The following is a 14,758-nucleotide window of genomic DNA, read 5'->3' as shown; positions in this document are numbered from 1 at the left end:
GTCAACCTATAGAGCTAGCGTCGGCTGGCGGCGGCGCATCGGCAAGCATCGACATGCCGCGGCTTGCGTCGGCGCGCGCCGTTCCGCCCAGGCGCATCAAGCGCCTGGATCGGACGGGCAAAACGGTTGGAACAACGCCTGGGCGCGATGGCCGCCGGATCAGTTCCAGGTGGCCTTGTAGAAACGCGGAAACTCGTCGCCATCCACCGAGAAGTTCAGGTCCTTGGCCTGCACGGCGTTCAGCGAGTGGTTCCACAGCGGCACCCAGTACGCCTGGTCGGCGACGATCTTCTGCGCGGCGGCGTAGTTCTTCGCGCGCAGGTCCCGGTCGACCGACGTGTCGGCGGCTTCCAGATACTTGATGACGTCCGGGTTGCGCGCCTGGTCGTCCGGGCCGCCACGGAAAAAGTTGCTGGTGGACAGCGCCGCGTCGGCAATGCCGTACGAGCCCCAGTTGGACGCCAGCATGGCGATCTTGCCGTCGCGCCAGTTGGTCATGGCGGCGCCGTATTGCTGTTCCACCAGATTCACCTTGATGCCGGCCTGCGCCATTTGCGCGGCGGCCGCATCCAGGATGCTGCGCGGCGGGGCCGAGATCACCAGGTCCAGCGTGATGCCGTTGGGGTAGCCGGCCTGGGCCAGCAATTGCTTGGCACGGGCGGGGTCGAACTTGTAGGTCTGCACATCGGCCGAGCAGCCGAACTGCGCCGGGTTGCAGGCGGCGTTGATGACCTTGGACGCGCCGCCGACCAGCGCCTTGCGGATGGCTTCGCGGTCGATGGCGTGGTTGATGGCCTGGCGCACTTCCTGCTTGGCCAGCGGCGATTTGCCGTCGTCAAAGCGCGGGTTCAGCGAGATATAGCTGATGCGCATGATGCTGCTGCTTTTCACGGCAACCGACGGCGTTTTCTCCATGCGCTTGGCCACGTCGGGCGGCACGCGCCAGATCCAGTCCAGGCCGCCGGACAGCAGCTCGGCGTACTGCGTGTTGGCGTCCGGCAGCACGCGCACCACCAGTTTCTGCACGGCGGGCTTGGCGCCGAAGTAATCGTCAAAGCGTTCGTACACGTAGCGGCTGCCGGGCTGGCTGTCGGTCAGGCGGTAGGGGCCGGTGCCGATGGGCTTGGCGCCCATGTCGGACTGGTTGGCCTCGTAGTACTTGCGCGGATAGATCGGCAGGTTTTCCGACAGCATTTCCAGCGCCAGCGGGTAGGGCGTCTTCATCTTGATGCGCACGGTGTCGTCGCCGACTTTTTCGGCGCGGGCAATCCAGGCCACCTGGTTCTGAAAGCGCGCCTTGTAGGTGTCGGACGACACCAGGTTCAGCGTGTACAGCACGTCGTCGATGGTCAGTAGCGAACCGTCGTGAAATTTCACGTCGCGGCGAATCGGCAGATCGATCGTGGTGTCGTCCACGAACTTGTAGCCGGTGGCGATGGACGGGCCGAATTCACCCGTGTCCTGGTTTTTTTGCAGCAGGCCCGAAAACACCATGCGCGCCAGCGCCAGGCCGGGGCGGTCTGATTCCTTGTAGGCGTCCAGCGTGGCGGGCGCCGCGTCGAACGCGATGTTGAGGGAATTGTCGGCCTTGTTGGCCTGGGCGGCATGAGCGCCTAGCGCCAATAGCGCCGCGCTTATTACCTTCACGGTACGGGTCAGCTGCATGTTTTTCACCTTGAACTGTTTTTATGTGTGTGGACGACGGGTGCTGCGGGGACTGCGAATTCACGTTTCAACGGACAAGCCGATCCCCTTGCCGCGGGCGGCGCAATCTGCGCCGGCGGTGCTTGCACGGTCGGTAAGGGGAGAGGCCCGGGCGTCAGGCCATGGCGGGTTAGCGCGTTATGAGGTCATGGGCTCATCGAATCCCAACGTTGCCGAAATCTTCCCGCAGGCGCGCCAGGATGCCGACCAGGTGGTCATGCATGGCGTGGCGCGCGCGGATGGGATCGCGGTCGACGATGGCCGCGAGGATGCGTTCGTGTTCTTTCTGCGCTTCGATCCACACCTTGGTGGTCACGAAGTGTTCTTCCAGACGGTGGAACACCGGGCTCAGGGTGCTCAGGTGCCAGATGTGCGAAATGGCGGCGGCCAGCGCGGCGTTGCCGCATGCCGCGCCGATGGCGCTATGGAAGGCGCGGTCGTGCACGCTGGGCGATTCGGTCAGCGACATGCCGTCGTGCGCGGCGCGGATGGCGGCAATCTGTGCGGGCGACGCTTTCTGTGCAGCCAGCGCCGCGCATTCCGGCTCGATCAGCAGGCGGGTTTCCAACAGGTCGAAGGGACCGATGTCGGTGGCTTCAGCGCTGCCCGCCGCGCTATCGGCGGCCGCCGCCGGTGGCGTGGCCGCGTCACGGGCGTCGTGATATTGGCCGTCTTCGCGCGGGGCGCAGACGAACACGCCCGTGCCCACGCGCACATCCACATAGCCCTCGATTTCCAGGGCGATCAGCGCCTCGCGCACCGACGCCCGGCTCACTTGCAGCTGCTCGGCCAATTCCCGCTCGGCCGGCAGGCGGCCGCCAACGGGAAAGTGGCCCGCCTTGATGCGCGCGGCGATCTGGTCGGCAATCATGCGGTAAAGGCGGGTGGGGGCAACGGCCTGAAGGGAATTCATCGTGGCGTGAAAGTGGGTTCCGGGGGGTAGAGCGTAATAGGTCTGGGGCGGATGTGTCTTGGATAACGTTTTGACGGGCTGCGGCTTCGGGTTTGGCTTCGGCTTCAGTTTCAGCTTCAGGGGCCGCGTGGAATGCGCTGGCCTTTGTTCGGCTACCTGATGGTCCGGTGGTCAGGCCACTGGACGAAATGTACCGGAGCCAGACGCGCTTGGGAATGCGGGTGACCGCGTATTTGCCCGTTTTCAGGGAAAACCACTAGCGGGGCTCATCGTTTATGCTTCGCGAAAATCTCCTTGAACCGCAGACCCTTACGCCTTCCATGACTGACTCCCGCTATCCCTCGCTTGCGCACTGGGGCGCGTTCACCGCCGTAGTGAAAGATGGGCGAGTCGTCGGCTGCGAGCCTTTTCATGCCGATGCCGCGCCGTCGCCCATGCTGGACTCCATCGCCGAAATGCAGCATTCGCCGTTGCGCGTGCAGCGGCCCGCGGTGCGCCGGGGCTGGCTGGCGGGCAACCGCGAGCGCGAAGGCGACGACTACGTGGAAGTGGAATGGGACCACGCGCTGGACCTGGTGGCGGGGGAACTGGCTCGCGTCCGCGCGGAGCACGGACCCGGCGGTATCTTTGGCGGCTCGTATGGCTGGTCGTCGGCCGGTCGAGTCCACCACGCGCGCAGCTTGATCCGCCGGTTCCTGTTTCTAGGCGGTGGTTGCGTCGATCAGGTCGGCAACTACAGCTGGGGCGCGGCGCAATTCCTGTTGCCGCACGTCATCGGCACCTTCAGCCCGGTCAGCGGCGACGTTACCGACTGGGACAGCGTGCTGGCCAACACGCGCGTCATCGTGGCCTTTGGCGGCATCCCCACCAAGAACAGCCAGGTGACATCGGGCGGCGCGGGGCTGCACAACTTGCCGGCCTGGTTGGCTCGCGCGCAGGCGGCCGGCATCCGCCTGGTGGTGCTCAGCCCCACGCGCGCCGATGTGCCGGACGGCATCGCCGCCGAGTGGATCCCGATTCGGCCCAACACCGACACTGCGCTGATGCTGGCGATGGCGCACACCTTGCTGGCCGAAGGGCGGCACGACGCGTCGTTTCTCGCCAGCCACTGTGTGGGCGCCGATACCTGGGCCGACTACCTGACGGGCGCGGCCGACGGCCAGCCCAAGGACGCGCAATGGGCGGCCGGCATCTGCGGTGTGCCGGCGCCCACCATCACCGCACTGGCGCGCGCCATCGTGGCGCAACGCAGCCTGTTGACGGCGGCGTGGTCGTTGCAACGCGCGCAACATGGGGAACAGCCTTACTGGGCCTTGATCGGGCTGGCCGCGTTGGCCGGTCAGATTGGTTTGCCGGGCGGGGGCTTTGCGTTCGGCCACGCGTCCTTGAACGGCATAGGCGAGCCGCGCCGGCGGGTGCCCGGCCCCGAAGTCCCGGTGCCGAAGAACCCGGCACAGTTGGCCATCCCCGCCGCGCGCATCGCCGACATGCTGCTGTCGCCCGGCCAGCCATATGACTTCAACGGCGCGCGCCACACGTATCCGGACATCAAGCTGATCTATTGGGCGGGCGGCAACCCGTTCCATCACCATCAGGACCAGAACCGCTTGCGGCAGGCGTGGACCAAGCCCGATACCGTGATCGTGCATGAATCGTGGTGGACACCCTTGGCGCGCCGCGCCGACATCGTGCTGCCCGCCACGACATCACTGGAACGCTGCGACGTGGGCGGCTCGTCGCGCGACCCCTACGTGTTCGCCATGCACCGCGCGGTGGCGCCGCAAGGGCAGGCGCGTAACGACTTCGACATCTTCGCGGAGCTGGCGCGGCGCGCGGGCTTTCACGAGGCCTACACGGCCGGGCGCGACGAAATGGGCTGGTGCCGCCACGTGTACGACGGCATGCGCGGGGGCTGCGCCGAGCGCGGCGTGACGTTGCCGCCCTTCGATGAATTCTGGGCGCGCGGCTACGCCGAGGTGCCCGCGCCCGACTCGCCGTACGTGCTGTTCGAGGACTTTCGCCGCGACGCGCAAGCGCATCCGCTGCGCACGCCCAGCGGCAAGATCGAACTGGCCTCCGAGGTGGTGGCGGGCTTTGGCTACGCCGATTGCCCGGGGCATCCGGTGTGGCTGGCGCCATCGGAATGGCTGGGCGCGCCCGTTGTCGACACGTGGCCGCTGCATCTGCTGACGAACCAGCCGCGCCATCGCCTGCACAGCCAGCTGGACCCGGCCGCGTTGTCGCGGTCAAGCAAGATTCAGGGCTGCGAGCCCATCTCGATGCACCCGGAGGACGCCGCCGCGCGGGGCATCGCCGACGGCGACCGCGTGCGTGTCTTCAATGCGCGGGGCGCCTGCCTGGCCGGCGTGCGGCTGGATGCCGGCATGCTGCCGGGCGTGGTGCAGATGTCCACCGGCGCGTGGTCCGACCCGGACGGCGATCTGGACCGGCACGGCAATCCGAATACGCTGACGGCCGACATCGGCACGTCGCGGCTGACGCAGGGGTCCAGCGCGCAGACGGCGCTGGTGCAGGTTGAGGCTGCTCCGAACCTGGACCAGAACCTGGGGCCGAACCTGGACCCGAACCCGAACCCGAACCCGAACCCAACCCTCGACGTGGCCGCGCCGCATCGCGCTTGGGAATTGCCCCGCATTTCGCCGGCGGCAGCATAGAAGCGTGCGCTGACGAACCCGATGATTTTGCGACCTTGATGACGTCTTGACCCTTATGACTTGAAGCGGCAGTCACCACCGCGTCAAGGATTTCCCAGGCATATCATTACAACGGCACGTTCTGATTTCTAGCGGCAAACTCCGGATTCCTAATTTACCGACCTGCGACATCGTGCCCCGCACTCGCATGTCTTTCTGATCCGGAGTGCACAATGAGCCGTCACCGCTACCAGGGCTTGGCCCTGGCCCTGTCAGCGTCCGTGTTGTCAGCGTCCGTGCTGTCGACGGCCGTGATGTCGGCGGCCCAGGCGGCCGACATCACGTTGGCGCTGGGCACCGAACCGTCAACGCTGGACCCGCAGACCGCGCAGGACGGTTCCGAGCGCGCCGTGTCGCGCAACATCTTCGAAACCCTGATCACTCGCACCGCCAAGGGCGAATTGGTGCCGCAACTGGCCACCGAGCTGCCGCGCCAGACCGGCGCGGACACCTGGGAAGTGACCCTGCGCCCCAAGCTCACATTCAGCGACGGCCAGCCGCTGGACGCGGCCGCCGTGGCCGCCAGCATCAACCGCATCGTCGACCCCAAGACCGCGTCGCGTCAGCGGCCGTTCTTTCTGGGCATCAAACGCGCCGAGGCGGTCGATGCCGTCACGGTGCGCGTGTTCACCAACGGCGCCGATCCCGCCTTGCCCGCGCGCCTGTCGTGGCTGACCATCGTGTCGCCCGGGGCCGCCGCCGACGGCAGCCTGGGCCAGAAGCCGGTGGGCAGCGGCCCGTACGTGTTGACGGAATGGGCCAAGGGCAACCGCATCGTGCTGTCCCGCAACCCGAACTACTGGAATCCGCAAGCGGTAGGCAACGTCGACCGCGCCACCTATCGGTTCGTGGCCGAGCCGGGCACGCGCCTGTCCGGCCTGCGCGCCGGCGACTTCGACTTCATCACCAACGTGTTGCCCGAAGACACCAAGCGCGTCGCCCGCGCCGTCACCCTGCAAGGCACCGACCTGCCGTTCGTGTCGCTGAACGCCTTGAAGGGGCTGACCCGCGATGTGCGCGTACGCCAGGCCTTGAACTACGCGGTGGACAAAGAGGCGCTGGCCAAGGACCTGTACGGCGGCTATGCGGCCGTCTCGCGCGGGCAGCTGCTGGCACCCGGCTGGTTCGGCTACGACGCCAGCATCCAGCCGTATCCCTATGACCCCGCGCGCGCCGCCGAGCTGCTCAAGGCGGCGGGCGCCTATGGCAAGTCCATCGACCTGTACGCGCCGTCCGGCCGCTGGCTGAAAGACAAGGAACTGGCCGAGACCATCGCCGCCTACTGGGAGGCGGCCGGCCTGAAGGTGAATTTCCGCGTGCTGGCCTGGGCCGAATACCTGGAAGCCATCAACAAGAACCGCGTGCCCACCGAAGCGCAGATCAGCAGCAGCCATTCGAACCAGTTGCTGGACGCCGACCGCACCCTTAGCGCCTACTACGCCGACGGCGGCGTGGCCGCCGCCAACGACAACGCCGAGCTCAAGGGCCTGATCGACGCCGCCCGCCAGGAGGCTGACCCGGTCAAGCGCCAGGCGCTGTATACGCGCGCGCTGAAGATTGGCCGCGACGAAGCGTATCTGGTGTTTCTTTTGGAAGGGGGCGAGATCTTCGGCCTGTCCAAGCGCATTGATTTCGCGCCGCGCGTTGATGGCCTGATTCCGCTGAAGGACATCCGTGTCACCCAGTAATCACAGCGGGCGCGGCTTGCCGCGCTTCTTGTTGGGCCGCTTCACGCAAGGTTTGCTGGTGGTGTTTGGCGTAACCACGATCGTGTTCATCGTGACGCGGTTGGTGGGCGACCCCGTCCAGGCCATGTTGCCGGTGGACGCGTCCGCCGCCGACCGTGCCGTGCTGGCGCGCGCGCTGGGCATGGACGGGCCCATCTGGGCGCAGTATCTGCACTACCTGCGCGACATCGCCTCGTTCGACTTCGGCAATTCCATCTGGCAGCAGCGGCCCGCCATGGACATCGTGCTGGAACGCCTGCCCAACACGCTGACGCTGTGCCTGGGCGCGCTGAGCCTGGCCATTGTGGTCGGCGTGCCGCTGGGCATCGTGGCCGCGCTGCGCCCCGGGCAGTGGGCCGACCGCATTTCCGTGGTGTTGAGTCTGGGCGGCCTGTCATTGCCGCAGTTCTGGCTGGGCCTGTTGCTGATCCTGCTGTTTGCAGTGACCTTGAACTGGTTGCCGTCATCGGGCGCCGAGGCGCCGGGCAGCGCCATCCTGCCCATGCTGACGCTGGCCTTGCCCGCGCTGGGCCGCATCGCCATGATGCTGCGTTCCGCCCTGATCGACGAATTGAATTCCCTGTACGTGCGTACCGCCCGCGCCAAGGGGTTGCGGTCCGGCCGCATCGTACTGGTGCACGCGCTTCGCAATGCCGCCGTGCCCACCGTGGCGCTGCTGGGATGGGAATTTGCCGGCATGCTGGCGGGCCACACCGTCGTCGTTGAAACCGTTTTTGCGTGGCCCGGCCTGGGCCAGACCGCCATCCAGGCCATCGAGCGCCAGGACCTGGTCCTGTTGCAGGCGGTGGTCTTCTTCATTGCGTTCCTGATCGTGCTTATCAATTTCTGCCTGGACATTGCGTACCGGCTGCTAGACCCCAGGATCGCGGTATGAGCAGCGTTCCGGCCTGGATGGGGAATGTGGCGCCCGCGCCCGACGCGCCGCGCGCACGCGGCTGGCAGGCGCTGTCCGATCGGCAGCGCGGCTGGGTGCTGGCGGCGGCGCTGCTGCTACTGCTGGCGGTGGTGGCCATCGTGCTGCCCTGGCTGGCGCCATATGACCCGGCGGCCATCAAGCTGTCGGCGCGCCTGCGGCCCCCGGTCTGGGAAGCGCGCGGCACGGTCGCCAATCTGTTGGGCACCGACAACCTGGGCCGCGACGTCCTAAGCCGGATCCTGCACGGCGCGCGGCTGTCAATCCTGATCGGCGCGGCCGTGGTAGCCGTGTCGGCAAGCTTTGGCGTGCTGGTCGGCCTGATTGCCGGGTTTGCCGGGGGGCGTGTGGACGCCGCCTTGATGCGCTGGGTTGATGTGCACGTGGCGTTTCCGGGCCTGCTGTTGTCGCTGGTGATACTGGTGATCCTCGGCCCCGGGCCGGGCACAGTGATACTGGCACTGGCCTTGAACGGCTGGATGGTCTACGCACGCCAGATCCGCAGCGTGGTGCTGTCCGTGCGCCAGCTGCCCTATATCGAAAGCGCCGAGATGATCGGCGCGCGCGCGGGCCGCATCCTGCTGCGCCACATCCTGCCCAACCTGGCAGCGCCGCTGATCACCTTGATGGTGCTGGAGTTTGCGCGCGTGGTGCTGGCGGAAGCAGCGCTGTCGTTCCTGGGCGTCGGGGTGCAGCCGCCCGCGGTGTCGTGGGGCCTGGACGTGGCCAACGGCCGCAATTACCTGACCAGCGCGTGGTGGCTGGCTACATTTCCGGGCTTGTCGATCGCGCTGACGGTGTTGATCGTCAACCTGGCCGCGAGCCGCTTGCGTCTGGCGCTGGACCCCCGCGAACGAGAAAAAGACTTTGCCCGCCGTCTGATTGCGAAGGTGCGTCGATGAGCGCGCGGCCCTTGCTACGCGTGCGCGACCTGCACGTGCAATTCCTGACCCGGCATGGCACCGTGAACGCCGTGGACGGCGTGTCGTTCGACCTGCATGCCGGGGAAACCTTGGCGCTGGTCGGAGAAAGCGGTTCCGGTAAAAGCGCCTGTGCGCTGGCTTTGATGGGCTTGACCACCTTGCCGGGCCGCGTGGCCGGCGGGCAGGTGTGGTTCGACGACATCGACCTGCTGGCTGCGCCGCCCCGGGTGCTGCAAGACCTGCGCGGCAACCGCATCGCCATGGTGTTTCAGGACCCCATGAGCGCGCTGAACCCGCTGTTGACCATCGGTACGCAGATCGACGAAGTGCTGCGGCGTCACACCAAGCTGGATGCCAGCCGCCGCCGCGCGCGCATCGTCGAGCTGCTGGCGCAGGTGGGCATACCCAAGCCGTCCGAGCGCCTGGGGCGGCTGCCGCACGAGTTCTCAGGCGGCCAGCGCCAGCGCATCCTGATTGCCATGGCGCTGGCCTGCGAGCCCCGGATTTTGATCGCGGACGAGCCCACGACGGCGCTGGACGTCACCATCCAGGCGCAGATCCTGGAACTGCTTGCCACGCTCAAGCAGCGGCTGGGACTGGCCTTGTTGCTGGTCACGCATGACCTGGGCGTGGTGGCCAAGGTGGCCGACCGCGTCGCCGTCATGTACGCCGGCCGCCTGGTGGAACTGGCGGACGCCGACGCGCTGTACGCGGCGCCTGCGCACCCCTACACCGCGGGGCTGTTGCGCGCCACGCCGCGTCTGGACGACACGCGCCACCGCATGATCGCCATCGAAGGCGTGCCGCCGGATCTGCGCCAGCGTGCCCAGCACTGCGACTTTGCGCCACGTTGCCCGGCGGCGGATGCCGCGTGCGCGCGCCGCCCGCCGCTGCAAGACGTCGGCCAGGGGCGCTTGGCCGCTTGCGTGCGTCCGTATACGCCAGCTTGGACAAACGTGTGATGAATACCGCCTGATGAGTTTCACCTGACGAGTATCACCTGATGAGTACCGCCTGATGAGTACCGCCTGATGAGCACCGCCTGATGAGCACCGCCCGATGAATACCCCCCCAATGAATTCCGCTCGATGACCGACGCCAACGTATTGCTACAGGCGCGCGACCTGCGCGTGCATTTTCCGGTGCGATCGGCCGGCTGGTTCGGCAAGCCCGTGCTGGCGCGGGCGGTCGATGGCGTGTCGCTGGACCTGGCGCGCGGTGAAACGCTGGGTCTGGTCGGCGAGTCCGGTTCCGGCAAGACCACCCTGGGGCGGGCCGTGCTGCGGCGCGCGCCGCTGGCCTCGGGCTCATTGCATTTCCGGGGCGAAGACATCACGCGCGCCGGCAACACGCAGCTGCGCCAGCTGCGGCGGCACATGCAGCTGGTGTTCCAGGACCCGTCCACCAGCCTGAACCCGCGCCACACCGTATTCGACGCCATTGCCGAACCGCTGATCGTGCACGGTTGGAGCGCGGGCCGGGACGCCCTGCGGCGCCGCGTCGCCCAGCTGATCGACCAGGTCGGCCTGCCCGCCGACGCCGCGCAGCGGTATCCGCACGCGTTCTCGGGCGGCCAGCGACAGCGCGTGGGTATCGCGCGTGCCCTGGCCGTGCAGCCCGACTTGATCGTGGCGGACGAACCCGTGTCCGCGCTGGACGTATCGGTGCGCGCCCAGATCATCAACCTGTTCCAGGACCTGCAACAGGAACTGGGCCTGTCGTTCCTGCTGATCGCGCACGACCTGGCGGTGGTGCGGCACGTGTCGCATCGCATCGCCATCATGTATGCGGGGCAGATTGTCGAGACGGGCCCGCGTGATGACATCTATCAACGCCCCAGGCATCCGTATACCCGCGCGCTGCTGGCCGCCGTGCCGGAGCCGCGACGTGGGGCGGACGCGCAGCGCGAGCACTATCGGGTCGCCCCAGGCGAGCCGCCCAGCCCGATGTCGCCACCTTCGGGCTGCCGCTATCACCCGCGCTGCCCGCTGGCCACGGAACGCTGCCGGCAGGAGGCCCCGCCGTTGTTGACGGGGGCGTCCGGCCCGCCTGCAAAGCCGGCCATCCCGGTCACCCCGACCGCGCCGGCCACGCCCCAGTCATCCGTCGCGCCGGCCCATGCCGTGGCGTGCTGGTTCGCCGACCAGATTCCTGCTACACCCTGATTCATTACTTTATTGGAGCGATATTCATGTCCGTGCAAGCCCTGGCCCCCGTTGACGCCGCCGATGCCGCCGCCGTGCGCGCCTGGTTCAAGGAACTGTCCGACCACGTGCAAGCGGTGGACTACGCTGCCGCCCGCCACCTGTTCGCCGAAGACTTCGTCGCCTTCGGCACCTACACCAACTTCGTCACCGGCCGCGACCACGCCGAAAAGACGCAGTGGCGCAACGTCTGGTTCACGATCGACGACTTCATCTGGCGCCTGGACGACGTGCAAACGCTCGTGTCGCCCGACCGCCTGTTCGCCGTCGGCATGGCCGTATGGGATTCCACCGGTTACCACCCCGACGGCAAACCCTTCGACCGCATCGGCCGCGCAACCGTTTCGTTTGCGCGCGTAGCCATCGGCGACCCGTGGGTTGCCACCCACACGCATATGTCCTTGTTCCGCGACACCCCCAGCGTCTCGCACGGCAACAAGCCGGCACGCAGCTGAGGCAAGGATGCGGCGCAGGCCTGCGCCTGCGAATCCGGTGTTTTACCGCGACGGCGGATCGTCGGGCGGCGGATCGTCGTCTGGCGGTGTCCAGGGCCGGCCGTCTTCGTCGGTGCTAAGAAATTCATCCAGCGCTTTTTGATCGGCAGCGGCTTTTTCGGGGTTGCCCTGGTCAAAAGCGGAAGGCGGCTTGGGCGCGACGGCCAGGTAACGCAGCCGCACCGACGCCACGATCGCGTCCCACAACTTGCCGGCTTCTTTGTCGCTTAAGGTGGCATCCACGCGGGGCGGGGGAGGCGGCCGCTTCCAAAGGGGAATCTCGTGCTTGTTCGGTACGAAGCGGGGCAGGGACCAACGGACAAGGTCCGGTTGGTCATCCGGACGGGCCGGCGGGGTAAGGGTGCCGCCGCCGCTCATCCGCATGTGAATAGACGGGTGAGTGAATGCGCGCTTGTCGCGATAGGTTTCGGCCAGGAATAGAAACGCGTGGTGATTGGTTTCGGTGAAGCCGAAGGCAAATTGTTCTGCTTGCATAGAGGCAAGAGTCAGCTTTCCCGCCCGCAAGGTGTTGTAGGCCATACCAGCCATCTGTTGTTTTGCGCGTGCCTGAAGGCCGGTCGATGGACTGGGCTGCAAGGCCGTAATGCGCGTTTCCAAGCTGACATTGGACCCGTCGATGAAAAATTCGATCACTCCGACCTCTTGATCGTGGTGCTCGCGGATGATGATGGGCCCAAGGCCAAAGCCAGGACCGGCGCTGAGTGGGTCGGAGATTTTGGTGATGGTTTTGGCCAGCGCCTGGATGCGGGCTTCTACGGGGGCCATGACGTTTTTGAAGGAGTCAGCCCTGATCAAGACATAGACGTCACCAACCAGAAGGTGAAGCTCATGGGTGTGGTAATTCTTCAGTTCGGGACTGTGAAAGAAGCGTAGCAATATTTGCGTTTCGCTCAACTGCATCTTGGCAAGCATCATCGAGCCGCCCGAATCATGATCGACGAGCGCGATTTGCGATGCCCTGTCGTTGACTGCATCCGCAAATCGGCCGGCGGACACTTCGGTGCCCAGAACCCGGACTTGGGCGGTTTTGAAATCGGTATCCAATCCGTAATACAGCGTCACGTAGCTGCTGGTGCTGTAAAGCCAGTTCGAAGGAAAATCAATCAAATGCCTGCCGAACACCCAGGTTTGAATGTCTGCGGTATCTGGAGTCACTGTTGTGTCCTTGCGAAGAAATAAATCATTGCTGCTTCCTATGATCCCGACGATCAGGAGTCCGGCAAAAAAGAAGCGCGATTTCATGACGGCTTCTTCGCCTGGGCAGCAATTTTCAGGACCCACTGAAGCGTGACAAGCTGAACCCGCTCGTCGTGGAATGGGCCTTCATGGTCAAAGCCTTGCATTTTCAGTTGTTCTCGAACTTCGCCACGTTCGACCTGATCGATCGGAGCACGGCCCGAACTCGTGGGTACTGTCCCGTCGCCGACGCCATCCTGCATGCCGCAGTGAAGTTCCCAATCGCTATATATCCGCGGTCCCGGGTCATGTGGCGTGGACGTATCTCCGACGAACTTTACTGAGGCGCGCCCAAGGGCACTATGCGGGCCCACGCGGACTATTGCGCGACCGCGGTGCTGAACATCGGTGTGCCGTGCCGTAATGAGCGATTCGATCGGAGCTGGTGCTCTTACGGTACCGGGCGACCGCAACCCTGGCCGTATGTTCCATCGGATGGTTTCGAAGCTTGGAAACTTAGCATCGGACCCATAGAGAACATAAGTATTGGGATGGAAATACGTATTCAACTCGGCGTGGAATTCGCGGGCAAATTCGATAGCACGTTCGTAGAGGGTCCATTCAATAGCCGTGCCACCTTCCGGCGCCAGCCATTCCTCTTTTACCAAGCCCCACCACCGATGCCTTTCAAGGTAAATCGAGTCATACGGGCATTGATCAAGCGCTGGCATCGCGGACAGGGCGCGAGACTGGTTTTCGCGCAGCAGCTTCAGCCATCCCGGTGCGTATCGCGTGGTCGGCAGTAACTGCAACGCTCCGGGCGACTGGGCAAAAACCGCTGTTACTTCCTGACCGTTGCTGCCAATAACCAGCGAGGCACCGAAGCTCTCGTCTCGCATACCGACCTTGCATCGTCTGTAGGCCACGGGCGCACCGTTAGTCGGCATGACGCCGTGGACGATGCCGCAAATGGCGGTCTCCATGCCGGGCAGCGTGGCGCACATCCTGGCAATCAGGCCACCCATCGAATGCGTCACCAGCAACACCTGTTTGCAGCGTTTTCCATACTGCTCCAGCAGCGTCTCAATGCGCTGCTTGAGTCGTCTAGCGGAATCGGCGTTTGACGCCAACCAGTTATACCCAAACGCGTGCACCGGCATATTGAATCGAACCCCGGCCAGCAGATCGTCCGTCGTCAACGGCTTGACGCCTTCAGTGTCGTCATCGATACGATCCATTCCGTTCAAGCCCGGCATAAAAACATCCACGCCAGGTTTCAATCGTCGATATGCGGCTTGCGGGTCTTCCCAGTGCTGGTCGTTCAGCTCCAGCGCATAGTTTTGATGGCGAGGAACAGTGGGGGAGTTCAGCACATGTTCCAACCAAATCAAGAAGCGTTCGTAGCTGGCCTGTCCGACCTCGCCCCAGCCCCGCTCGCGATATCGCTTCATCAGGGCGGCCTTGCGTTCGGCGGGCAGCATTTGCTGGTTCTCTTGCACCATCCCCCACGGCACATTGGGAACGCCGCCCTGGTCATCGACCTCTACGCGGTCGGGGTGCAAGGTGGTCTGTCGGAAGCCGGCGTCTTTGGCTACCCATTGGGAGGCCAAGGGAGTCCGTAGCCCCGCGAATCCATAATCAAGGGTCCAGACCTGTCGGGAATCCTGTCCGATGCGTTCGGGCACCGACTTCAAATTACTGCCCATCACCCCGGGAATAAAAATCACCGGCAGGATCAGATCCGGGCCGATACGCAGTTGCACGGGGTCGGTAATGTCGCAGTCGGTCAAAGTCCAGGTGAAGCACTGCTGTCCCCTGGCGTTGTAATGAAACGGCGCCACGCGTTCCTCTGGTGGGCCGGTGGCGGGTTGGTTGTCGGTCACTTTTTCCTCCATTTGATTGGCCTTTCTTTGACCGCGGGCCTTTACCCGGTCGCTTCAAGACGCTG

The 14,758-nt window shown here is 65.3% G+C and carries 11 protein-coding genes; 7 read left to right on the top strand and 4 right to left on the bottom strand.

Features of this window, described 5'->3' with window-relative positions; all coding sequences use genetic code 11:
• Positions 1-159: 159 nt before the first annotated feature.
• Positions 160-1,665 carry an ABC transporter substrate-binding protein gene (locus KYT87_RS14690; protein WP_046807322.1) on the bottom strand — a complete coding sequence of 502 codons (1,506 nt, stop codon included), beginning with the start codon at positions 1,663-1,665 and terminating at the stop codon, positions 160-162.
• A 193-nt stretch (positions 1,666-1,858) separates the two neighbouring features.
• Entirely contained in the window at positions 1,859-2,617 is a 759-nt protein-coding gene (locus tag KYT87_RS14685; RefSeq protein WP_046807321.1) for a FadR/GntR family transcriptional regulator, read from the bottom strand.
• Positions 2,618-2,937: 320 nt separating this feature from the next.
• Here KYT87_RS14685 and KYT87_RS14680 point away from each other — a divergent pair, with 320 nt between their 5' ends.
• The 7 genes from KYT87_RS14680 to KYT87_RS14650 all read left to right on the top strand — a co-directional run bounded on the left by KYT87_RS14680 (position 2,938) and on the right by KYT87_RS14650 (position 11,574).
• Positions 2,938-5,292, top strand: coding sequence for a molybdopterin-dependent oxidoreductase (locus tag KYT87_RS14680; RefSeq protein ID WP_219992559.1), 2,355 nt, complete (start codon positions 2,938-2,940; stop codon positions 5,290-5,292).
• Positions 5,293-5,504: 212 nt separating this feature from the next.
• A complete protein-coding gene (locus KYT87_RS14675; RefSeq protein ID WP_219992558.1) occupies positions 5,505-7,019 on the top strand; it encodes an ABC transporter substrate-binding protein in 1,515 nt (504 codons plus the stop codon).
• A complete protein-coding gene (locus KYT87_RS14670) occupies positions 7,006-7,953 on the top strand; it encodes an ABC transporter permease (RefSeq protein ID WP_223265038.1) in 948 nt (315 codons plus the stop codon). The genes KYT87_RS14675 and KYT87_RS14670 overlap by 14 nt, the downstream gene beginning before the upstream one ends.
• Positions 7,950-8,894, top strand: a complete 945-nt coding sequence (locus tag KYT87_RS14665) for an ABC transporter permease (RefSeq protein WP_255594132.1) — start codon at positions 7,950-7,952, stop codon at positions 8,892-8,894. Before KYT87_RS14670 ends, KYT87_RS14665 begins: the two co-directional genes overlap by 4 nt.
• A complete protein-coding gene (locus tag KYT87_RS14660) occupies positions 8,891-9,877 on the top strand; it encodes an ABC transporter ATP-binding protein (protein WP_104145756.1) in 987 nt (328 codons plus the stop codon). Before KYT87_RS14665 ends, KYT87_RS14660 begins: the two co-directional genes overlap by 4 nt.
• A 126-nt stretch (positions 9,878-10,003) precedes the next feature.
• Complete coding sequence (locus KYT87_RS14655; protein ID WP_219992557.1) at positions 10,004-11,080, top strand: ABC transporter ATP-binding protein; 1,077 nt, start codon at positions 10,004-10,006, stop codon at positions 11,078-11,080.
• 26 nt (positions 11,081-11,106) lie between these two features.
• Entirely contained in the window at positions 11,107-11,574 is a 468-nt protein-coding gene (locus KYT87_RS14650; protein ID WP_219992556.1) for a nuclear transport factor 2 family protein, read from the top strand.
• 42 nt (positions 11,575-11,616) lie between these two features.
• On the opposite strand, the gene KYT87_RS14645 is transcribed toward KYT87_RS14650, so the two are convergent.
• Positions 11,617-12,876, bottom strand: coding sequence for a T6SS immunity protein Tli4 family protein (locus tag KYT87_RS14645; RefSeq protein ID WP_219992555.1), 1,260 nt, complete (start codon positions 12,874-12,876; stop codon positions 11,617-11,619).
• Positions 12,873-14,705: a hypothetical protein gene (locus tag KYT87_RS14640; protein WP_219992554.1), complete on the bottom strand. Its 1,833-nt coding sequence runs from the start codon at positions 14,703-14,705 to the stop codon at positions 12,873-12,875. Before KYT87_RS14640 ends, KYT87_RS14645 begins: the two co-directional genes overlap by 4 nt.
• Positions 14,706-14,758 lie beyond the last annotated feature (53 nt).

This window comes from Achromobacter sp. ES-001, assembly GCF_019448355.1.
Taxonomy (GTDB): Bacteria; Pseudomonadota; Gammaproteobacteria; order Burkholderiales; family Burkholderiaceae_B; genus Achromobacter; species Achromobacter spanius_B.
Note: the sequence above shows the minus strand (reverse complement) of the source record. Positions and strands in the feature narration are given on the sequence as shown.